Origin of the sequence: Aliivibrio finisterrensis (assembly GCF_008933155.1) — a bacterium.
GTDB classification, from domain to species: Bacteria; Pseudomonadota; Gammaproteobacteria; order Enterobacterales; family Vibrionaceae; genus Aliivibrio; species Aliivibrio finisterrensis.
In genome coordinates this window covers 95,986-117,614 of sequence record NZ_WBVP01000007.1, presented here as the reverse complement: position 1 = coordinate 117,614, position 21,629 = coordinate 95,986, and the positions used below count along the sequence as shown (strand labels likewise).

At 41.4% G+C, this 21,629-nt stretch carries 17 protein-coding genes and 1 tRNA gene; 13 read left to right on the top strand and 5 right to left on the bottom strand.

Going from position 1 to position 21,629, the window contains the following annotated elements:
• Window positions 1-8 precede the first annotated feature (8 nt).
• The 3 genes from recF (at window position 9) to F8B77_RS08395 (ending at window position 4,384) form a co-directional block, all read left to right on the top strand.
• Window positions 9-1,088, top strand: coding sequence for a DNA replication/repair protein RecF (recF, locus tag F8B77_RS08405; RefSeq protein ID WP_151654982.1), 1,080 nt, complete (start codon window positions 9-11; stop codon window positions 1,086-1,088).
• 17 nt (window positions 1,089-1,105) lie between these two features.
• Window positions 1,106-3,523, top strand: a complete 2,418-nt coding sequence (gene gyrB, locus F8B77_RS08400) for a DNA topoisomerase (ATP-hydrolyzing) subunit B (protein ID WP_151654981.1) — start codon at window positions 1,106-1,108, stop codon at window positions 3,521-3,523.
• A 426-nt stretch (window positions 3,524-3,949) separates the two neighbouring features.
• On the top strand, window positions 3,950-4,384 hold the full coding sequence (locus F8B77_RS08395) for an Hsp20 family protein (RefSeq protein ID WP_151654980.1): 435 nt from the start codon (window positions 3,950-3,952) through the stop codon (window positions 4,382-4,384).
• Between the two features lie 310 nt (window positions 4,385-4,694).
• Here the strand turns inward: F8B77_RS08395 and F8B77_RS08390 are convergent, their stop codons facing one another.
• Entirely contained in the window at window positions 4,695-5,942 is a 1,248-nt protein-coding gene (locus F8B77_RS08390; protein ID WP_151654979.1) for a valine--pyruvate transaminase, read from the bottom strand.
• 218 nt (window positions 5,943-6,160) lie between these two features.
• Here F8B77_RS08390 and glyQ point away from each other — a divergent pair, with 218 nt between their 5' ends.
• The 4 genes from glyQ (at window position 6,161) to F8B77_RS08370 (ending at window position 11,351) form a co-directional block, all read left to right on the top strand.
• Window positions 6,161-7,093 (top strand): glycine--tRNA ligase subunit alpha, encoded by a 933-nt coding sequence (gene glyQ / locus F8B77_RS08385; RefSeq protein ID WP_151654978.1) that lies wholly within the window; start codon window positions 6,161-6,163, stop codon window positions 7,091-7,093.
• 2 nt (window positions 7,094-7,095) lie between these two features.
• Window positions 7,096-9,177, top strand: a complete 2,082-nt coding sequence (gene glyS / locus F8B77_RS08380) for a glycine--tRNA ligase subunit beta (RefSeq protein WP_151654977.1) — start codon at window positions 7,096-7,098, stop codon at window positions 9,175-9,177.
• A 143-nt stretch (window positions 9,178-9,320) separates the two neighbouring features.
• Window positions 9,321-10,949, top strand: a complete 1,629-nt coding sequence (locus F8B77_RS08375) for an alpha-amylase (RefSeq protein WP_151654976.1) — start codon at window positions 9,321-9,323, stop codon at window positions 10,947-10,949.
• A gap of 150 nt (window positions 10,950-11,099) precedes the next feature.
• Complete coding sequence (locus F8B77_RS08370; RefSeq protein ID WP_151654975.1) at window positions 11,100-11,351, top strand: hypothetical protein; 252 nt, start codon at window positions 11,100-11,102, stop codon at window positions 11,349-11,351.
• A 50-nt stretch (window positions 11,352-11,401) separates the two neighbouring features.
• On the opposite strand, the gene tusA is transcribed toward F8B77_RS08370, so the two are convergent.
• Window positions 11,402-11,653 (bottom strand): sulfurtransferase TusA, encoded by a 252-nt coding sequence (gene tusA, locus F8B77_RS08365; protein ID WP_130045776.1) that lies wholly within the window; start codon window positions 11,651-11,653, stop codon window positions 11,402-11,404.
• Window positions 11,654-11,829: 176 nt separating this feature from the next.
• Between tusA and F8B77_RS08360 the strand changes: the two genes are divergently transcribed.
• Together F8B77_RS08360 and F8B77_RS08355 are read left to right on the top strand one after the other, a co-directional pair.
• Window positions 11,830-12,021: a hypothetical protein gene (locus F8B77_RS08360; RefSeq protein ID WP_130045777.1), complete on the top strand. Its 192-nt coding sequence runs from the start codon at window positions 11,830-11,832 to the stop codon at window positions 12,019-12,021.
• Window positions 12,022-12,182: 161 nt separating this feature from the next.
• Window positions 12,183-13,124 carry a LysR family transcriptional regulator gene (locus F8B77_RS08355; protein ID WP_130045778.1) on the top strand — a complete coding sequence of 314 codons (942 nt, stop codon included), beginning with the start codon at window positions 12,183-12,185 and terminating at the stop codon, window positions 13,122-13,124.
• A gap of 113 nt (window positions 13,125-13,237) precedes the next feature.
• On the opposite strand, the gene acuI is transcribed toward F8B77_RS08355, so the two are convergent.
• From acuI to fadB, 3 genes are all read right to left on the bottom strand, one after another.
• Window positions 13,238-14,218: an acrylyl-CoA reductase (NADPH) gene (gene acuI / locus F8B77_RS08350; RefSeq protein WP_130087484.1), complete on the bottom strand. Its 981-nt coding sequence runs from the start codon at window positions 14,216-14,218 to the stop codon at window positions 13,238-13,240.
• Window positions 14,219-15,012: 794 nt separating this feature from the next.
• Window positions 15,013-16,176, bottom strand: a complete 1,164-nt coding sequence (gene fadA, locus F8B77_RS08345; RefSeq protein ID WP_130048488.1) for an acetyl-CoA C-acyltransferase FadA — start codon at window positions 16,174-16,176, stop codon at window positions 15,013-15,015.
• Window positions 16,177-16,189: 13 nt separating this feature from the next.
• Window positions 16,190-18,370: a fatty acid oxidation complex subunit alpha FadB gene (gene fadB / locus F8B77_RS08340; RefSeq protein WP_151654974.1), complete on the bottom strand. Its 2,181-nt coding sequence runs from the start codon at window positions 18,368-18,370 to the stop codon at window positions 16,190-16,192.
• Between the two features lie 243 nt (window positions 18,371-18,613).
• Here fadB and F8B77_RS08335 point away from each other — a divergent pair, with 243 nt between their 5' ends.
• From F8B77_RS08335 to F8B77_RS08320, 4 genes are all read left to right on the top strand, one after another.
• Window positions 18,614-19,231, top strand: coding sequence for a YigZ family protein (locus tag F8B77_RS08335; protein ID WP_151654973.1), 618 nt, complete (start codon window positions 18,614-18,616; stop codon window positions 19,229-19,231).
• Window positions 19,232-19,287: 56 nt separating this feature from the next.
• The gene (locus F8B77_RS08330; RefSeq protein ID WP_151654972.1) at window positions 19,288-20,745 is read left to right on the top strand and encodes a TrkH family potassium uptake protein; all 1,458 of its coding nucleotides are present in this window, start codon (window positions 19,288-19,290) and stop codon (window positions 20,743-20,745) included.
• 33 nt (window positions 20,746-20,778) lie between these two features.
• Complete coding sequence (gene hemG / locus F8B77_RS08325; protein ID WP_151654971.1) at window positions 20,779-21,303, top strand: menaquinone-dependent protoporphyrinogen IX dehydrogenase; 525 nt, start codon at window positions 20,779-20,781, stop codon at window positions 21,301-21,303.
• A gap of 118 nt (window positions 21,304-21,421) precedes the next feature.
• Window positions 21,422-21,498, top strand: a tRNA-Trp gene (locus F8B77_RS08320).
• Window positions 21,499-21,629 lie beyond the last annotated feature (131 nt).

Genomic DNA, 21,629 nt, shown 5'->3' with positions numbered 1-21,629 from the left:
AACTATCAATGCCATTATCACGCCTAATCATTAATGATTTTCGTAATATAAAGACGTGTGATATTCAATTATCATCTGGCTTTAATTTTGTTACGGGTGCCAATGGCAGTGGTAAAACCAGTGTCCTAGAAGCGATCTATTTGCTCGGACATGGCCGTTCATTTAAGAGCTCGTTAACCGGTCGGATCATTAGACATGACTGTAACGAGCTTTTTATTCATGGTCGTTTCACCACACCAGAAAACTTTGAGCTGCCTATTGGTATAAATAAGCAGCGTGACGGTACTACAGAGGTTAAAATAGGCGGAGAAAGTGGGCAAAAACTGGCACAATTAGCTAAGGTTTTACCGCTTCAATTAATTCACCCTGAAGGGTTCGAATTAGTGACTGATGGCCCTAAATTTCGCCGAGCATTTATCGATTGGGGAGTGTTTCACGTGGAACCTGCTTTTTATGAAGCATGGAGCCGAGTGAAGCGATTAACCAAGCAACGTAATGCATTATTAAAAACGGCACAGAGTTATAGAGAGCTAAGCTACTGGGATTTGGAACTCGCACAACTGGCTGAAAAAATAGATCAGTGGCGAGTGGATTACATCAATCACATATCTGAAGCAACTCAACAAATATGTCAGGCATTCTTACCAGAATATGACATAAAGCTGTCATACTATCGCGGTTGGGATAGAGAAACCCCATACGCAGATTTGCTCAAGAAGAACTTTGAGCGAGATAAACAGCTGGGTTATACCGTCGGCGGCCCAAATAAAGCCGACTTACGAATTAAAGTTGCAGGCACTCCTGTTGAAGATGTGTTGTCTCGTGGTCAACTAAAGTTGATGGTATGTGCGCTACGATTAGCGCAGGGGCAACATTTAACAGAAGCAACAGGAAAGCAGTGCATCTATTTAATAGACGATTTTGCTTCTGAACTGGATAGTCATCGCCGTCAATTGCTGGCTCAATATTTGAAACAGACAAAGGCGCAGGTGTTTATTAGTTCGATTACTGCTGAACAGATTGCAGATATGCATGATGAAGAAAGCAAGATGTTCGAGATAGAACATGGCAAAATAGCCCAAGGATAAAAACGCGAGAGTAACTCATGTCAGAAAATTATGATTCATCGAGTATTAAAGTACTAAAAGGCCTAGATGCAGTACGTAAGCGTCCGGGTATGTATATCGGCGACACCGACGACGGTACAGGTCTTCACCACATGGTGTTTGAGGTTGTCGATAACTCAATCGATGAAGCTCTTGCTGGTCACTGTAAAGATATTATTGTAACGATACACGAAGATAACTCGGTATCAGTAAGCGATGATGGTCGTGGTATTCCAACAGAAATTCACCCAGAAGAAGGCGTATCAGCAGCAGAAGTTATCATGACGGTACTTCACGCAGGTGGTAAGTTCGATGATAACTCTTATAAAGTATCAGGCGGTCTGCACGGTGTTGGTGTTTCAGTTGTAAACGCACTATCTGAAAAAGTGGAATTAACGATTCACCGTAAAGGTGAGATCTTCCAACAAACGTATCATCACGGTGAGCCACAAGCGCCATTGGCTGTTGTTGGTACTACAGATACGACGGGTACTAAAATCCGTTTCTGGCCAAGTGACCAAACGTTCGCAAACATTGAGTTTGTTTATGAAATTCTAGCGAAACGTCTGCGTGAATTGTCTTTCTTAAACTCTGGTGTGTCTATTATTTTACAAGACATGCGTGAAGAAGATAAATCTGATCACTTCATGTTTGAAGGTGGTATTCAAGCGTTCGTTAATCACCTAAATCGCAATAAGACACCTATTCATCAAAAAATCTTCCATTTTGATTTCACGCGTGAAGAAGATGGCATTGCTGTTGAAGTGGCAATGCAATGGAATGATTCTTTCCAAGAAAATATTTTCTGTTATACCAACAACATCCCACAACGTGATGGTGGTACGCACTTAGCCGGTTTCCGTTCTGCGCTAACTCGTACATTAAACACTTTCATGGATAAGGAAGGCTTTTCTAAGAAAGCGAAAGCATCAACTTCTGGTGATGATGCGCGTGAAGGCCTAACAGCGGTTGTTTCGGTTAAAGTGCCTGATCCTAAGTTCTCAAGCCAAACTAAAGATAAACTGGTTTCTTCTGAAGTGAAGTCTGCGGTTGAATCTGCAATGGGTGAGAAACTGTCTGAGTTCTTAGCTGAGAACCCAGGTGAAGCGAAAATGGTTTGTTCTAAAATCATCGATGCAGCTCGCGCACGTGAAGCCGCTCGTAAAGCGCGTGAAATGACTCGTCGTAAAGGCGCGTTAGATATTGCAGGTCTTCCAGGTAAGCTTGCGGATTGTCAGGAAAAAGATCCTTCACAATCTGAACTCTATATTGTGGAAGGGGACTCTGCTGGCGGTTCAGCCAAGCAGGGACGTAACCGTAAAAACCAAGCGATTCTGCCTCTTAAAGGTAAAATTCTAAACGTTGAAAAAGCACGTTTTGATAAAATGCTTTCTTCTCAAGAGGTTGGCACACTAATTACTGCACTTGGTTGTGGTATTGGTCGTGACGAATACAACCCTGACAAACTGCGTTACCACAATATCATCATCATGACCGATGCCGATGTCGATGGTTCTCACATCCGTACTCTTTTGCTGACGTTCTTCTACCGTCAAATGCCTGAGCTGATTGAGCGTGGTTATGTATACATTGCTCAGCCACCACTGTACAAAGTGAAGAAAGGCAAACAAGAGCAGTACATTAAAGATGAAGAAGCAATGGGTGAATACCAAATCACGCAAGCGTTAGATAACGCATCGTTATTTGTTAATCCAAATGAATCAATCTTTGGTCAAGAGCTGGCTAATTTAATTGAGCAGTTTAATGGTGTAATGAAACTGATTGAGCGTATGAGCCGTCGTTACCCATTAGCGCTATTAAATCGTTTAGTTTACACCTCTCGATTAGCTCAGGAAGCGTGTGAAAACGAAGCTGAAGTTCAAGCGTGGACTGAGGCGTTAGTTACTGAGCTTAATGAGCACGAAACCGGTGCAAGTCAGTACACAGCAGCATTGGATTTTAATGAAGAATTAAACATTCACCAGCCTAAGCTTGTTGTTCGTACTCACGGTGTTCAACATGAATACGTATTAAGCGCTGATCTGCTTAACTCGAAAGAGTACGGCCGTATCGCTGAGTTATCAGAAGCGCTTAATGGTTTGATTGAAGAAGGTGCTTATGCACAACGTGGTGAGCGCAAACAACCAGTAGAAACACTGGATGAAGCGATTGCATGGCTAATTAAAGAATCTCGTCGTGGCGTTTACTTACAGCGTTATAAAGGTCTGGGTGAGATGAACCCTGAGCAGCTTTGGGAAACAACAATGGATCCTGATTCTCGCCGTATGATGCAAGTAACAATCAACGATGCAGTAAGTGCGGATGAATTGTTTACTACGCTAATGGGTGACCAAGTTGAACCGCGTCGTAACTTCATTGAAGAGAACGCATTACGTGTAGCTAACTTAGACGTCTAAATTTTTAATCCTATATTTTGCCAGTTAGTTCTACTTCTGCGTCGAAGGTGCTCACTTATGTTCATAAGCTCCGCGCCTTCTTCTTGAATTAGAACGAGCTGACTTCATCTAGAATCATAAATGCTAAGTTGAAAATTAAGAAGCACTGCTGTTGGCGGTGCTTTTTTTTATCTGGAATTTGGGGTTTGTTTTCGTTTGTAGTTCAGTTGTTTGGTATTAGTTTTGAATGGGAATGGAAAATATTTTTGGCTATATCTCTTGAAAATAAAATTACTGAGCCGCATATCTAGTTATGAAGAGGATGCCGAAAGGGTCTTCTGAACATGACTTGTCCAAAACGGAAAGTCTTATAATTTGATAGAGGCAACTAAGGACCCAAGTTTGGGGTAGTTGTACTCACTATTGCTTAAAATAAAGGATAGTATTATGCGTAATGTAGATTTCACTCCACTGTACCGTTCAGCAATTGGTTTTGATCGTCTTTTCAATCAAATGGAAAGCCACTCAGCGAAAACTAATGGTGGTTACCCTCCCTATAACATCGAGCAAAAATCAGAACATAACTACCGTATAACCATGGCGGTGGCGGGTTTTGCTGATGAACAAATCGAGTTAACTCAACACGAGAATATGCTGATTGTACGCGGTGAGCGTCCTGAATCGGATGAAGCGAAAACGTACCTATACCAAGGTATTGCAGAGCGTAACTTTGAGCGTAAATTCCAATTAGCGGATTATGTGAAAGTGGTGGGCGCAACCATGGAAAATGGTTTACTGCATGTTGATTTAGAACGTGAAATTCCAGAAGCGATGCAGCCTCGTAAGATTGCAATTAACGGTAATAACTTACTGGAAAGCTAATCGTAGATTGGTGAAAATTTGAAATGAAGGCGCTGTGATAGCGCCTTTTTTATGTTCGCTAGGTTATTTATTAATGACTTATTGCTTTTCCATCACCAATAGATGGCATCGGTAGGAGTGGTTAATTTAGCGATGACAAACAGAATTGTTGATTCCAAAGCAACAAGTCATTATTTGAGATTAGATTGTTGTATCAATAGCTTATTGCTTTTCCATCATCAATAGATGGCACCTGTATGTGTTGCTTGTTTAGTTATGACAAACAGAATTGCTGACTCCAAAGCAACAAGCTATTATTTGAGTTATTGAACTACTCTGAATAGGCCTTAAGCACTTCTTCTGCAATAATATTAATGCCTTTTTGCATCATATCTTCATCTTGAACGTAGTTCATACGTAAGCATTGATGAGCGTGCTCCCAACTGTCATCTTGTCCAATAAAGAAGTACTCACCCGGGACAATTAATACGCCACGCGCTTTCAAGCGTTTATACAATTCCATTGTCGTGATAGGTAATTCATCAAACCATAGCCACAAGAAAATAGCGCCCTCAGGTTTGTGAATGCGAAAACGAGGATCGGTAATCGCCGTTTGTAACATCTTAACTGCAGCTTGAGATTTATGGCGATAGAAAGGCTGGATAACCTCCTCACTTAAACGCAATAAGTCACCTGATTCAATCATGTGCAAAGCAATTGCAGGGCCCATACTTCCTGGTGCAAGATTGATAATGCCATTTAGGTTAGTGATGGCTGCTGTCATTTCTTCATTGGCAATCACAATGCCACAACGTAACCCAGGTAAACCAAGCTTAGAAAGGCTCATGCAAAGAATGGTGTTTTCATTCCAAAATGGCGTGACTTCTTCAAAGATAATATTCGGGAAAGGGGTGCCATAAGCATTATCAAGAATTAACGGAATATTATGTTCACGAGCTAATGTGTCGAGTTTGGCCACTTCTTCATCCGTAATGACATTCCCCGTTGGATTGGTAGGACGAGAAACACAAATTGCTCCCACAGAATCGTCAACAGTTAACTGGCTAAAATCAACGTGGTATTTAAACAAACCGTTATCGAGTAATTCAATCTCAGGACGGTAAGAAATAAAACTGTCGACTTCTAGTTCAGAGTCCGCATAGCCAATATATTCCGGAGCAAGAGGTAGTAAAATTCTCTTTTTTGAACCATCCGCATAAGTGCCTGCTAAAAGGTTAAATAGACTGAAGAAAGCACTTTGAGACCCATTGGTTAGAGAGATATTTTTCTCTGAAATATCCCAACCGTAAGTCTCTTTTAATAGTTTTGCTAATGCTTTAACAAAAGAGTCTTTACCTTGTGGGCCATCATAATTGGCCATTGCTGCAACCAGTTCACCTGAATCGAGCATTTCTTGTGAGGCGCTTTTAAAGTAGTCGAGCATGGCGGGAATGCCTGCAGGGTTACCACCACCGAGCATGATTGCTCCTGGGGTACGTAAGCCATCATTTAGATCATCCATTAATTGGGTGATCCCACTGTAACGAGTAAATTTTTCGCCAAATTGAGTAAACTTCATTACGACTACCGCGCTATTTGTTGAGTCTGAGTATTGATTGTTTTAACAACATACCTCAACACCAAACAGAGATAAAGAGCCAAGATAAGTCCGAATTTTATTGATTAAACCGTAAACTCACTGTGAATTTTAAGAAAGTGCTTATTTTTGCTACTCCCAAAGAGGGCAGCGAGGTATACTTCTTGGTTATATTTATCAACCATCGCGCGAATTAAATTATGCAAAAATACGATATCAAAACCTTCCAGGGAATGATCCTCGCGCTGCAGGATTATTGGGCACAAAACGGTTGTACGATTGTACAGCCTCTAGATATGGAAGTAGGTGCTGGTACATCTCACCCAATGACATGTCTGCGTGCACTTGGCCCAGAGCCAATGGCTACCGCTTATGTTCAACCATCTCGTCGTCCTACGGATGGCCGTTATGGTGAAAACCCAAACCGTCTGCAGCACTACTATCAATTTCAGGTAGCGTTAAAGCCTTCACCAGATAACATTCAAGAGCTGTACCTAGGTTCTTTAGAAGTGCTTGGTATCGATCCACTTGTTCATGATATTCGTTTCGTAGAAGACAACTGGGAAAACCCAACATTGGGTGCTTGGGGGCTAGGTTGGGAGATTTGGCTAAATGGCATGGAAGTAACGCAATTTACTTACTTCCAACAAGTTGGTGGCCTTGAGTGTAAACCTGTAACAGGTGAAATCACTTACGGTATTGAGCGTCTGGCTATGTACATTCAAGAAGTAGACTCAGTTTACGATCTTGTGTGGAACCATGGTCCTCAAGGCGTGGTTACTTACGGTGACATCTTCCACCAAAACGAAGTTGAGCAATCGACTTACAACTTTGAACACGCGGATGTTGATTTCCTATTTGGTTTCTTCGAACAGTGTGAGAAAGAATGTAAAGAGCTGCTTGAACTTGAAAAGCCTCTACCTCTTCCAGCGTACGAGCGCATTCTAAAAGCAGGTCATGCATTCAACCTGCTAGATGCTCGTAAAGCAATCTCTGTAACAGAGCGTCAGCGTTATATCCTTCGTATTCGTAATCTAACTAAATCGGTTGCAGAAGCATACTATGCATCACGTGAAGCGCTAGGCTTCCCTATGTGTCGTTCTAATAAACCGACAGCAACTGAGGAGAAGTAATCATGGCGAAGAATTTTCTAATCGAATTAGGTACTGAAGAGCTTCCACCTACAGCGCTTCGTTCATTAGCGGAGGCATTTGCTTCTAACTTTGAAGCTGGCCTAAAAGCGGCTGATTTAGCACACCAAGGTATTAAATGGTATGCAACGCCTCGTCGTTTAGCGCTTAAAGTGGCTGAATTAGATGAAGGTCAAGCAGATAAAATTGTTGAAAAACGTGGTCCAGCTATCGCATCTGCATTTGATGCGGATGGTAATCCAACCAAAGCGGCTCAAGGTTGGGCTCGTGGTAACGGTATTACGGTTGAACAAGCTGAGCGTCTAAAAACAGACAAAGGTGAATGGCTACTTCATAAAGAAGCTGTGAAAGGCCAACCTGTACAAGATCTTGTTGTTGAATTAGCAGCAAAAGCATTAGCAGGTTTACCAATTCCTAAAGCAATGCGTTGGGGTAACTCAGACATTCAATTTATTCGTCCAGTAAAAACACTGACTATCCTATTGGGTGACGAACTGATTGAAGGTTCTATCTTAGGCGTTGCTTCTACTCGTACACTTCGTGGTCACCGTTTCATGGGTGAAAGCGAGTTTACGATTGACTCTGCTGAACAATACCCTGCGATCTTAGAAGAGCGCGGTAAAGTAATGGCTGACTACGATGCGCGTAAAGCGATCATCCTTGCTGATGCTCAAAAAGCAGCGGCAGCAGTAGGCGGTACAGCGGATCTAGAAGATGACTTAGTAGAAGAAGTGACTTCTCTTGTTGAATGGCCAGTAGTATTAACGGCTAAATTTGAACAAGAGTTCTTAAAAGTGCCTTCAGAAGCGTTAGTTTACACAATGAAGGGTGACCAAAAATACTTCCCTGTGTATGACGAAGAGAAGAACCTACTTCCTAACTTCATTTTCGTTTCTAATATCGAATCTAAAGAGCCTCGTCACGTTATCGAAGGTAACGAGAAAGTGGTTCGCCCACGCCTTGCTGATGCAGAATTCTTCTTCAACACAGACCGTAAGCGTCCACTTATCGACCGTCTACCTGAGTTAGAACAAGCTATCTTCCAAAAGCAATTAGGTACGATCAAAGACAAAACTGACCGTATTACTGAGCTTGCAGGTTACATTGCTGAGCAAATTGGTGCGGATGTTGAGAAATCTCAACGTGCGGGCCTTCTAGCTAAGTGTGACTTAATGACATCTATGGTATTTGAATTTACAGATACACAAGGTGTGATGGGTATGCACTATGCAACTCACGATGGTGAAGATGAGCAAGTAGCTCTCGCTCTTTATGAGCAATACATGCCACGTTTTGCGGGTGATGAACTACCAAGCACAGATATTTCTGCATCAGTAGCAATGGCGGACAAACTAGATACATTGGTTGGTATCTTCGGTATTGGTCAAGCACCTAAAGGTTCTGATCCATTTGCACTTCGCCGTGCTGCGCTGGGTATTCTACGTATTATCGTTGAGAAAGATTACAACTTAGACTTAGTTGACCTAGTAGCTAAAGCGCAATCTCTATTTGCACTTGAAGATGGCTCAAGCAAGCTAACGAATGTAAACGTAGCGACAGACGTGATTGATTTCATGCTAGGTCGTTTCCGCGCATGGTACCAAGATGAAGGTTTCAGCGTAGATATCATCCAAGCGGTACTTGCTCGTCGTCCAACGAAACCTGCTGATTTTGATAAGCGTGTGAAAGCGGTATCTCACTTCCGTGAACTAGACGCTGCAGAATCTCTAGCGGCTGCGAATAAGCGTGTAGGTAATATCCTTGCGAAATTCGATGGCGAACTGGCTCAAGAAATCGATCTTGCTCTTCTTCAAGAAGATGCAGAGAAAGTATTGGCTGAGAAAGTAGAGATCCTAGCTGAAGCATTAGAGCCTGTATTTGCTGCAGGTAACTATCAAGAAGCACTAAGTCGTTTAGCTGAGTTACGTGAACCTGTTGATGCCTTCTTTGATGGTGTAATGGTTATGGCTGATGATGAAGCGCTTAAGATTAACCGCTTAACGCTGCTTAACAAGCTTCGTAATCTGTTCTTAGATATTGCGGATATTTCTCTTCTTCAAAAATAAGAAATAGCCAAATTTCATGAAATGCCTCGCCTTTGCGGGGTATTTTTTTGTCTAGATATCGTATTTTCGAAAATTAGAGGTTAATAATATACTTAACAATGACTACAATTGATGTTCTCTCTTTTATTAGGCTGCTGATTTCGATGAAATTATCTGTGTGTACAACTCTTATCTCCCTTTCACTTATGGTCGGGTGTCAAAGTACTTCATTACCAACCACGGATAATGCAAATTCTTCTTCACAGAATACTCCTGTAGTCTCAAGTGATTCGACGAATCAAGTCAGTGTATGTCCTTCATTAGGCATTCAGCCTGTGACGGTTACCGTTTCAGAACTGTGGTCTGAAGGTGCAGTCGTCACAGATGCTTACTCGGGCAATATTGCTCAAGTGAAGAATGGTAAAATAACGCTAACACCAAGTCGTCATAGTGGTGGATTACTGTTATTAGAATCAAGTTCAGTACAGGAAGCAGAAGCAGAGAAGCGTGATTTCCAATGGCAGAGTGCCACGTTTTATCATATCGCAACCGATCGTTTTTATAATGGAAACAGTTGGAATGACCACAGCTATGGTCGTCAAACTTCATCACAAGGTTTTAAAGGTGGTGATATTGCAGGGTTAACGCAAAAACTGGATTACTTAGCTGAGCTAGGTGTTGATGTACTTTGGATTTCGACACCACTAGAGCAAGTTCATGGCTGGCTTCCTGGAAAAAATGACAATACACCAGAATATCCATACGCAGGTGGTGCCACATTAGATTGGACACAGCTTGATACCAATATGGGTTCAGAGCAAGAGATGAGAGCGTTTGTCGATCTTGCTCATCAATTAGGAATGAGAGTAGTGTGGAGTATTGATACTGCTCCTTCTCAACCAAGCCTTGCCGATTTGCAGCAATTTTCTATTCAACCTAAAGACAGCAGTGAACTGCCAAGTTACTGGAATGATTGGCATCCAAAAGAAGGTCAGAATCTAACGCATTATTTAGATGCATTTAAAGGTGAAGATGGTCAAGTCCCACAATGGTGGTCTTCAGATTGGTTTAATCCAAATTATGAAGGGGTAGTGTCAACGCCAACCTTCTTTACCAATAAACCGACAACTGCAGTGAGCCAAGTCAGTCAGGATAAACACGCATTATTAACGCAATGGGTGACTGAATGGGTAACCAAGTTTGGTATTGATGGCATTATTTTAGCTCAATCAACGCCTAAGTTAACAAAACAATTTGAAGAACAAGGCAGTAAGGCATTTGAAGCATGGAAGAAAGACAATCAATATAAAGCGCTTGAAGGGTCTTCTTTTATTGTGGTCGATTTAGAAAATAATAACCATTTTATCCTTCAAAAGCAGTCAATTGAATCTCAATGTGAAACACAACTAAGTGCTCAAACAACGACTGAAAATAAAGTCGCCATGAATGCGTTAACCTGGTTTGATAAAGATAAGCAACAAGCGTTAACGGCTGATAATTATGCTCAATACAGAGATGCGGCCTCCGCTTTATTGTTATCTCACGACAGTGTTTCGATTTGGTATGGGGATGAAAGTGCAAAACCAGGTGATCTATATAGCATGATGAATTGGGAGGATGCGACAGGACTTAATTGGTCATTGCGTTCTCATTGGAAGAAACTACTCTCTTTTAGAGGGAATCATTCCGCGATAGTACAAGGTGATTATCAAGTAGTGAAGCAAGCACCTTATTACGCTGTTATACGCAAAAATGAATCAGATAAAGTGATGATTGTGTATACGGGGGAATAGAGGTTTGACTGTGGTTATCGGTGTCATCAAAATTTCATAAAATCCGAATAAGAGTGTGATACCAACCACATAGGTTTTGTGAGAGAGATGATAATCTATAGCTAGAATTAGTTGTATTGGTAGATGTTTGTTAAAGGAAAGGAGCTTATCATGACTCGTTTTTTAGCTATCTCACCACAAAGCCAGTGTTATTTATTTACCGTCGCTTTGGCGCTTAATTTATTAGGTATGGTATTGACCGATATGTGGGTACCTATGGTCGTTGGGGCAATTGTCACGACCGCATTATCTGTGGATGCTTGGGTTCGCGTTCATTATGTATTACCAATGAAAAAAGAGATGCGTAACTTGCAATATGAGATTGAAAGCATTCAAAAACAAGTGCGAGATATCAATACATAAACTATCCCTAAACAGTATAAAGGCGACCTCGTGGTCGCCTTTATCATTTCTTAAGCTGAAAGCCCTTTACGGATAAGAAATCGGTAAGGCAGCGAATCAGTATCTTCCGCAATAAGCTCATGATCCATAAAACGACAGAAACTTGGAATGTCACGCGTGGTCGATGGGTCGTCTGCTTTGATCAATAGCGTTTCACCATCTTGCATCTGTCGAATTGTTTTTCTAACCATCATTACAGGCTCTGGGCAGCGTAATCCTTCCGCTTCTAAGGTTTGGTTGGCGGTATCAAAGTTGATGGTCATTGTTGTATCTCATTACAGTTAAAGGCGACCAAGATCATACTGCTGTAAAAAAAATAATCAATACACATTGGCAAAGAACTGAAAAGAGCGTAAATTATTTATTAACAACAAATTAACATTAGACGGTTATTTCGTTGTTTTAGCTATAGATATGAAAGCAATAGAAGGATCGTCATATGCTTACTCAAATAGATCGCTTAACCATTTATTGTGTTCTTTGTTTCGTTACCATTTGCTCATTAGTATTACGCACCCCTGAGAATATCAGCTTACTTCCTTTAATTAGTCTTGCCTCCGTTATGATCGCGCTGACGATTGAGTTAAAAACCTGGTCAGAAAGTGAAACCGCAGAAGAAAAAGATTACTAGAAACACCTTAACAATTAAAAATTACACCACACTCTAACTTTCCCGCCTTTTTATCGTTCTTGATCCCAACAAGAAATGAATGAATTGCGGGATTTTTTTTATTTTTAAAACCGTTAAACTACGTAATTACCATTAAGGTATATCAAACATAGGTGTAGGTAATGGAACTAGAAGAAGTTTATCGCCGTGATTTAAATTTACTCATTGCACTTCGAGTATTATTAGAAGAAAACAGCGTGAGCCAAGCGGCTGTTCGGCTCAACTTAAGTCAATCAGCGATGAGTCGAGTGTTGGGGCGATTGCGAGATCTCCTTGGTGATCCGCTCTTTACTCGTCAAGGCCAGCATTTAGTTCCTACACAAAAAGCTTTAGAAATTAATGCGCAAATAAATCAGCCATTAGAGTCTTTACGCCAGTTACTTACCCCTAGCGATTTTACGCCGATGCATTGTGATCAGCATTTCTTAATTGCGACCACTGACTATGCAATGCAAACCATTTTGCCTTATGCGCTTCCTAAAATTTATGAGCAAGCGCCGAGCATCTCATTAGAGTTTACCTCACTTAATCATGAGAACTTGTTTAAACAACTGAGTACTGAAAAAGTGGACATGGCGATATGTCGACCAATTGGTTCTGTTTCTCCGCTTAAGCAGGATGTGTTAGGGCAGGTTGGGGTGTTATGTCTGTTATCTCAGAACCACCCACTCGCAGGATCAGTATTAACCCTGGATGATTATTTATCACTACCTCACGCCATGATTGCCATCAGTGATGGAGTAAAGGCGTTATTGGATACTGCGTTATTGGGTCAAAGAGAAAGAAGACAGGTACTTAGGGCGTATCATTTAGAAGCGGCGTTGGCCATTGTTGATAAAATGCCATTAGTGATCACGGTACCTGCGGATCTCGCATACTTGGTTGCTGAAAGATATGATCTGGTTATTAAACCATTGCCGTTTGAATTTACGCCGTTTGATTACTCTTTAATTTGGCATTCTCGTTGTGATTCATCACCGGCTCAAACTTGGCTTCGACGCGTAGTAAAAGAAGAGTGCGGTAAGTTAATTGAAAAACGAATTGAAGACATTGGATTTGTATAGCTTATTATTCTTTAGATAAGAAAAAGGCAGCGATTAAGCTGCCTGGTTTACTGATGTTTCATATTAAAACTAAGCTAGGTAGGGCTTAGTCTTAACTCTTTTACTATTATCGATTAAATTTTGATAACAACACGGCCCGTGATTTGACCGTTGGTAATGTCTTCTGCGGCTTGAATTGCGTCATCAAGAGACACTTCTTTCGTTGCTTGCTCAAAGAATGATGCAGGAAGTAACTCAGCTAATTGTTCCCACGCTTTAATGCGTTTCTCGCGAGGGCACATAACAGAATCGACGCCTTGTAAGCGAACATTACGTAGAATGAACGGCATTACCGTTGTTGGTAAATCAAACCCACCCGCAAGACCACAAATAGCCACTGCACCGTTGTAATCAATTTGCGCTAATACTTTTGCTAGTACTTTGCTACCAACCGTATCAATAGCGCCGGCCCATAGTTGTTTTTCTAATGGTTTCGCTGGTTCTTCTAGTTCACTGCGCTCAACAATGCGTGATGCGCCTAATGATTTAAGTAGGTCGCCATTTGAAGAAGCTCGGCCTGTTACAGCGGCAACTTTATAACCAAGTTGGTTAAGAAGCGTGATAGACACACTGCCTACACCGCCACTTGCACCTGTTACTAAGATCTCACCATCTTCTGGTTTAATGCCTGCATCAACAATCGCTTGAACACATAGCATTGCGGTAAAACCAGCTGTTCCGATAGCCATTACTTTTTTAGCGTCTAGACCTTTTGGCATAGGGACTAACCAGTCACCGTTTAGGCTTGCTTTTTCAGCCATGCCACCCCAGTGACCTTCACCAACGCCCCAGCCAGTAAGAACCACTTCATCACCTGCTTTATAACGAGCATCGTCTGATTGAGAAACAACACCCGCTAAATCAATACCAGGAACCATAGGGAAATTACGAACAATGCGCCCTTTACCTGTAATCGCTAAGCCATCTTTATAGTTTAAAGAAGAGTAATTTACATCGATTTTCACATTACCTTCAGGCAGTTGAGACTCGTCGATCTCAGTAACAGCAGCAATGGTATTTCTCTCTTCTTGATTCAGAACTAGTGCTTTAAACATAATGAACTCCATTAAGGATAAATAACGATCATCAAACGGTGTGTTTGAGCAATGAAATAAGTGTAGATGAGTTAACGGAATAAAAAAAATGAAACTTAAACATTAGCTGTATGCATTTATTGCATAGATCATGTAGAGCAATTTTTATAAAAAAGAGTAAATAAGATCTTTACTTTTTATAGGATCGTGTTATTTTGCTCGCTTGCTCTAATGTATAGAGTTATTAATACAAGTAGTAAGTACAAGTAAAACCCTCAGAAATATCTTCGAAAAAGCTATTATCTCCGTGTTTCATTTCACTTTTCCAATCATTAATAATTGAACATTTCAGCAGATCGTTAGCAACGAATAAGCCTAACTGGATCTATTTATAATGTAATGTGACCGTGTGCTATCGAAGTTGTGAAAATGCGTTGGCTTTATACCTAATACCGTTAATTAGGCTATCTACTTTATTTTTGAAAAGCAGTTTTTAAACAACCGCTCTTCTTAAAAATAGCTAGATTGATAAGATAAAGAACGTACAACTTCCCTATGTATAAATTACATAAGATAAATATCTCTTCTCAGGCTGAACAAGCGCATCGTATTGATGCATGTTTATACTAAGTTAAGAAGGATATCTCATGTCTAAATCAACAGGCAGAAAGCGTTTTTGGTTCCACCAAGCGCGTGATACGAAAGTTATCTCAAAGAAATAAGATAACAAAAGCGATACCAAATTAGGTATCAACTCGAAAAAAGTCGCCCAAGAAGGCGACTTTTTTAGTTTTTATGGTTTGTATTTCAAAACACTAAGGGCGTTCGAATACCGTTGCGATACCTTGACCGAGACCAATACACATAGTCGCGACACCAAGTTTAGCGCCAGTGCGTTCCATGTTATTGATTAATGTGGTGGCAATACGGGATCCCGAACAACCTAATGGGTGCCCTAGCGCAATAGCTCCTCCATTTAAGTTAATCTTCTCTTCCATTACATCCAGTAAACCTAAATCTTTAATGCATGGTAGGGATTGAGCTGCAAACGCTTCATTCAACTCGAACAAATCAATCTCATTAATCGACAAACCTGCTCGTTTAAGGGCTTTTTGAGTTGCGGGAACAGGTCCATAACCCATGATAGATGGATCGCAGCCAGAGACTGCCATTGAACGAACTTTAGCGCGAATGGGTAAACCAAGCTCATTGGCTTTTTCTTCACTCATGATCAACATTGCTGAAGCGCCATCAGAAAGAGCGGATGAACTACCTGCTGTTACGGTACCATTCGCAGGATCAAAGGCCGGTCGAAGCGCAGCTAATCCTTCAAGTGTGGTTTCTGGGCGAATGACTTCATCATGTTTTACTAAGGTGAGTGCGCCATTTTCATCATGGCCTTCAATTGGCAATATTTCAGAATCAAAATGACCCTCAATCGTCGCTCTATGTGCTTTTTGGTGAGAGGCCAGTGCAAAAGCGTCTTGTTGTTCACGAGTAATGCCGTGCATCTTACCTAACATTTCTGCCGTTAACCCCATCATTCCAGAGGCTTTAGCCACACTTTTTGATAAACCAGAATGGAAGTCAACACCGTGGTTCATTGGTACGTGGCCCATATGCTCAACACCACCAATAATACAAATATCAGCATCACCAACCATGATTGCGCGAGAGGCATCATGCAGGGCCTGCATAGATGAACCACACAAACGGTTAACTGTGGTGGCTGCGATAGATTTTGGTAAACCTGCTAATAACGAGGCATTACGTGCAATATTAAAGCCTTGTTCTAAGGTTTGCTGAACACAACCCCAATAGATATCTTCGATTTGATTGGGGTCGACTTTTGGGTTTCGTTCGATTAAGCCTTTCATTAAATGCGCTGATAAATCTTCGGCACGGGTATGGCGAAATACGCCATTTTTAGATCGACCCATCGGAGTTCGGATACAATCAACAATAACTACATTTTTCATGATAAATCCTTCCTTAGAGTGATGCCGATACAGAGGGTGCTTTAGGGGCTGGGTAATAACATTCGCCTGCCGCCGCTTTCTGCTTGATACTTTCAGGTACTTGGTAAACTGCACCCAATTGCTCAAACTCTTTCGCCATCTCTAGGTAAGTAGGTAATCCAATCGCATCAAGGTAGCGGAAAACACCGCCTTTAAATGGAGGGAAACCTAAACCATACACTAACGCCATGTCGGCTTCTGCAGGAGAAGCAATAATGCCTTCGTCCAAGCATCGGATCACTTCGTTAATCATAGGTATCATCATACGAGCACTAATTTGCTCTGAGGTATAAGGTTGAGTTGTGTTGGTTACCGTTGCAATGATCGCACCGGTGCCATCATCCACATTTTTCTTCGGTTTACCCTTTCTATCTACCGTATAAGCATAAAACCCAGTGCCATTTTTCTGGCCATAGCGATTAGCTTCAAACATCGCATCAATCACATCACGACCGTCTTTTGCCATACGTTCTGGGAACCCCTGAGCCATGACAGCTTGTGCATGGTGAGCGGTATCAATACCTACCACATCAAGTAAGTAAGCTGGTCCCATTGGCCAACCAAACTCTTTTTCCATCACTTTATCGATTTGTTGATAATCACCACCATCACGCAGCAATAAGCTAAAGCCTGCAAAATAGGGGAAAAGGACACGGTTTACAAAGAAGCCAGGGCAGTCATTCACAACAATTGGGGTCTTACCCATTTGAGAGGCGTAAGCAACAACGCGATCAATGGTTTGTTGTGAGGTTTTCTCACCACGGATAACTTCAACCAATGGCATACGATGAACAGGGTTGAAGAAGTGCATGCCACAGAAATTTTCAGGACGCTTGAGTGATTTTGCTAATAACGAAATGGGGATGGTTGAAGTATTCGACGCTAAGATCGCGTTTTCGTTAACTTCATTTTCTACTTCTGCTAAAACAGCGGCTTTAATTTTTGGGTTTTCAACGACCGCTTCAACAATGACGTCTTTGCTATCAATACCACCATAATTTAAAGATGGTGTAATGGATGAAAGTACTTGCGCCATTTTTAATCCAGATAAGCGCCCGCGCTCTAACTGTTTATTAAGCAGTTTAGAGGCTTCATTCATCCCAAGATCTAATGATGCTTGAGCAATGTCTTTCATTAAGACTGGTACGCCTTTAGATGCTGACTGATAAGCGATGCCGCCACCCATGATGCCCGCGCCAAGCACGGCTGCATTTGCGACAGGTTCACTGTTTTTCACTGCTTGTTTTGCTTTGCTTTTCACTAGTTGGTCGTTTAAGAAAATACCAACTAACGACTTAGCCACTTCGGTACGGGTTAGGGCAACAAAGTGTTTATTCTCAATTGCGAGCGCTTCATCACGGCTCATTCCTGCACTTTGTTCAATCGATTTAACCGCCGTTATTGGTGCTGGGTAATGTTTGCCTGCCATTTTCATTATCATGCCTTTAGCGACATTAAATGACATGGCAGCTTCTAGAGGCGAGAGTTGTAATGGCGCTTTCTTTTGTTCACGGCGTTGTTGCCAATTGAGTTGACCATCAATCGCTTGTTTTAGCATAGAGACTGACGCATCTATCAAGGTTTCACGTGAAACAACACCATCAACCATTCCTAGTGTTAAGGCCTCTTTTGCTCGTTTAGGTTTACCTGTGGTAATCACTTCCATTGCAGGGTCTGCACCAATCAAGCGAGGAAGACGAACTGAGCCTCCCCAGCCCGGCATGATACCTAATTGAGTTTCTGGTAACCCGATAGAAGCGGTCTCATCAGCTAAACGGAAATCAGTCGCTAAGACACATTCGCAACCGCCACCAAGTGCAAACCCTGTGATGGCTGTTAAGGTAGGAACCGGAAGGTCTTCTAGCTTATTAAAGATGATATTGGCTTGATGTAGCCATTCACTGAGCTCTTCTGGAGGAGTATCGAACAGACCAAGAAATTCAGTGATGTCTGCACCAACGATAAAGGCACTTTTACCAGATGAAAGTAAGAGTGCTTGTAAGTCCTTTTGTTGGTAGAGTGCATCAATGGCTTCACCCAGCGAGTGTAGGGTTGCAAGGTTGAGCTTGTTTACGCTGCCAGTCGCATTAAATACGAGGTGAGCAACGCCAGGTTCGATGTAGTCTACAGAGAGGTTTTCACCTTGATAAATCATTTTCTATCTCCATGAAATGATAACCAGATAAGAGTATTCGTTATTATGATAATCTGGTTTGACCAGTTAATAATGGTGTTAATTTAAACAGATTTCAAATTAAATTTAACAATTTATTTACGTTTGTCTTGGTTGATCACAAATTTACTTTCTTCGATTAGCGAATAAATATCAGCTTAAAAAGCGTAAATGTCATGAGAAGTGATACACTTTAAGGTTCCGTTTTTACTATCAGTGTAGTCTATGAATGATCAGCCATATCAAGTGCCAAAAGCGATGGCGGTATTTGAAGAAGAGATCAAAAAAAGTGTCTTTATTACCTACCTTGCTAGAACCGCTTCAATTGATGAGGCCAAGGCGTTTGTTGCTGAAATAAAAGCAAAGCACGCTGATGCTCGGCATAATTGCTGGGGGTTTGTTGCTGGCCGACCTGAAGATTCAATGAAATGGGGCTTTAGTGATGATGGCGAACCTTCAGGTACTGCTGGAAAACCCATTCTTGCTCAATTGAGCGGAAGTGGCATTGGTGAAATTACCGCTGTAGTCACTCGTTATTCTGGTGGGATTAAATTAGGAACAGGCGGATTAGTTAAAGCTTATGGTGGCGGTGTTCAACAAGCATTAAAGCTCATTGAAACAGAAGAGAAACGAATTACAGAGACGCTGGTTTTACACTGTGATTATAACTTAGTGAGTCTGGTCGAAACCTTGTTACTTCAATTTGAAGGGCAACAAGTAATGGCGGATTATAGTAATAAAGTTATCATGACTGTCGAGTTAGAAAAGCGCATTATTCGTGAGTTTAAAACCGCAGTGATTAATAAAAGTGGCGCAAAAATAGAGTTTCCATCGCAAGAATGAAATTCATATAACATCAATTTTTTAGGATGAGAATGACGCAAAGCGTCCAATAAATCATGCAGTTTCGTTCAATTATTCGAATCGTGGGTATTTTACTTGCGGTGTTTAGCTTTTTTATGTTGGCTCCAGCCTTCGTCGCATTCATTTATCGTGATGGTGCGGGTGTGCCATTTGTTATTACCTTCTTCTTATTATTGGCAGGAGGTGGTGCGCTTTGGTTTCCTAACCGCCAACATAAACAAGAATTAAAATCTCGCGATGGTTTTCTCATCGTCGTTCTTTTCTGGATGGTAATCGGCAGTGCAGGGGCATTGCCATTTTTGCTTTCAGGAGATCCTGCTGTATCGGTAACCAATGCTTTTTTTGAATCATTTTCAGGGTTAACGACAACAGGCGCTACGGTTCTTACAGGGTTAGATCATCTGCCAAAAGCGATTTTATTCTATCGCCAATTACTTCAATGGTTTGGTGGTATGGGTATCATCGTATTAGCGGTAGCCATTTTACCCGTGTTAGGTATCGGTGGTATGCAGCTGTATCGAGCGGAAATTCCAGGCCCTGTTAAAGATTCTAAAATGACCCCTCGAATTGCAGAAACAGCAAAGGTACTTTGGTATATCTATCTTACGTTAACTATTGCGTGTTCTTTGGCGTTTTGGGCGGCAGGTATGGACTGGTTTGATGCTATTTCTCATAGTTTCGCTACTATAGCGATTGGTGGTTTTTCTACGCATGATGCCAGTATGGGTTACTTTAATAGCCCACTGATAAATGGCATTACTGTGGTGTTTTTACTTATCTCTGCGTGTAATTTCTCATTGCATTTCGCCGCGTTTGCTTCTGGTGGCGTGCACCCTAAGTACTATTGGAAAGATCCCGAATTTCGAGCGTTTATCTTTATTCAAATATTGTTGTTTCTTATCACCTTCTTGTTATTACTTAAACACAGTACGTATGACTCGATAGGAATGGCGGTTGACCACGCTTTGTTTCAAACGGTATCAATATCAACAACCGCAGGTTTTACCACAACCAGCTTTGCTGAGTGGCCCCTGTTTTTGCCTGTGTTGTTGCTGTTCTCATCATTTATTGGTGGTTGTGCAGGGTCAACCGGTGGCGGCATGAAAGTAATTCGTATTTTATTGCTGTCACTGCAAGGGGTGCGTGAACTAAAACGTCTCATTCATCCAAGGGCTATTTTTACCATTAAGATTGGCAGTAAAGCCTTACCACAACGAGTAGTTGATGCCGTATGGGGCTTCTTTTCTGCGTATGCATTAGTATTTGTCATTTGTATGTTGGCATTAATAGCGACAGGACTTGATGAATTAACAGCGTTTTCTGCGGTAGCAGCGACATTAAATAACTTAGGTCCAGGCTTAGGTGAAGTGGCGGTGCATTTTGGAGATGTAAATGATGCTGCAAAATGGATATTGATTGTTTCAATGTTATTTGGTCGTTTGGAAGTGTTTACCTTACTTATTTTATTTACGCCGACGTTCTGGCGTAGTTAGTTTTTAGTTTTAGCAAAGATAAAAGGGTTTATTGTGGAAAGAATATTACTTCTTCACTCAAGTCGTGAAGGTCAAACAATTAAGATATTGGATTACATTGCGACTAAAATGGGAAGTGATGTTCAGTGTGAGTTAGTCGATTTACATCAACCATTAACGGTATCATTCGCCGATTATGATCGGGTTGTGATTGGCGCTTCTATTCGCTATGGCCATTTGAATAAAAAGTTATATCAATTTATCGCTAAGCACCAAATAGCATTAGAGAAAACGAAAGCTGCTTTTTTTATTGTTAATTTGACGGCTCGTAAAGAAGGAAAAGATACGCCAGAAACGAGCGTGTATTTTAAAAAGTTCTTATTGAAGTCACCTTGGGTCCCTGCTTTGCAAGATACCTTTGCGGGTGCCTTGTTCTATCCTCGCTATAACTTTTTTGATCGAATCATGATTCAATTGATCATGAGAATGACTGGTGGAGAGACAGATCCAACTAAAGAAGTTGAATATACCAACTGGCAACGAGTGGATCAGTTTGTTGATAAGATAAAACTTGGTTAAATTCTATTCGTTTTTAGTAAAATAGTGCGATAGAAGTAGAAATTTTAGTTTAGATTCATCTTTTTAGCGTGGAAAGTGTAGATTTTATTATATAAGTCATTACAATAGCACGCACAACAGGGGTGTAGCTCCAACTGGCAGAGCAGCGGATTCCAAATCCGCGTGTTGGGAGTTCGAATCTCTCCACCCCTGCCATATTTAGAAAAGGCTCATATCGAAAGATATGAGCCTTTTTGCTGTCTGGGGTTTGAGAAAAGAGCCTCGGATTCCCCCACCATAAGAACGCGCGTGTTGGGCGTTCGAATCTCTCTACCCCTGCTATATTC

Bases quoted from the DNA above. Each gene is read 5' to 3' on its own strand.
- recF (WP_151654982.1), top strand. From the start codon at position 9: ATGCCATTATCACGCCTAATCATTAATGATTTTCGTAATATAAAGACG.
- gyrB (WP_151654981.1), top strand. From the start codon at position 1,106: ATGTCAGAAAATTATGATTCATCGAGTATTAAAGTACTAAAAGGCCTA.
- F8B77_RS08395 (WP_151654980.1), top strand. From the start codon at position 3,950: ATGCGTAATGTAGATTTCACTCCACTGTACCGTTCAGCAATTGGTTTT.
- F8B77_RS08390 (WP_151654979.1), bottom strand. From the start codon at position 5,942: ATGAAGTTTACTCAATTTGGCGAAAAATTTACTCGTTACAGTGGGATC.
- glyQ (WP_151654978.1), top strand. From the start codon at position 6,161: ATGCAAAAATACGATATCAAAACCTTCCAGGGAATGATCCTCGCGCTG.
- glyS (WP_151654977.1), top strand. From the start codon at position 7,096: ATGGCGAAGAATTTTCTAATCGAATTAGGTACTGAAGAGCTTCCACCT.
- F8B77_RS08375 (WP_151654976.1), top strand. From the start codon at position 9,321: ATGAAATTATCTGTGTGTACAACTCTTATCTCCCTTTCACTTATGGTC.
- F8B77_RS08370 (WP_151654975.1), top strand. From the start codon at position 11,100: ATGACTCGTTTTTTAGCTATCTCACCACAAAGCCAGTGTTATTTATTT.
- tusA (WP_130045776.1), bottom strand. From the start codon at position 11,653: ATGACCATCAACTTTGATACCGCCAACCAAACCTTAGAAGCGGAAGGA.
- F8B77_RS08360 (WP_130045777.1), top strand. From the start codon at position 11,830: ATGCTTACTCAAATAGATCGCTTAACCATTTATTGTGTTCTTTGTTTC.
- F8B77_RS08355 (WP_130045778.1), top strand. From the start codon at position 12,183: ATGGAACTAGAAGAAGTTTATCGCCGTGATTTAAATTTACTCATTGCA.
- acuI (WP_130087484.1), bottom strand. From the start codon at position 14,218: ATGTTTAAAGCACTAGTTCTGAATCAAGAAGAGAGAAATACCATTGCT.
- fadA (WP_130048488.1), bottom strand. From the start codon at position 16,176: ATGAAAAATGTAGTTATTGTTGATTGTATCCGAACTCCGATGGGTCGA.
- fadB (WP_151654974.1), bottom strand. From the start codon at position 18,370: ATGATTTATCAAGGTGAAAACCTCTCTGTAGACTACATCGAACCTGGC.
- F8B77_RS08335 (WP_151654973.1), top strand. From the start codon at position 18,614: ATGAATGATCAGCCATATCAAGTGCCAAAAGCGATGGCGGTATTTGAA.
- F8B77_RS08330 (WP_151654972.1), top strand. From the start codon at position 19,288: ATGCAGTTTCGTTCAATTATTCGAATCGTGGGTATTTTACTTGCGGTG.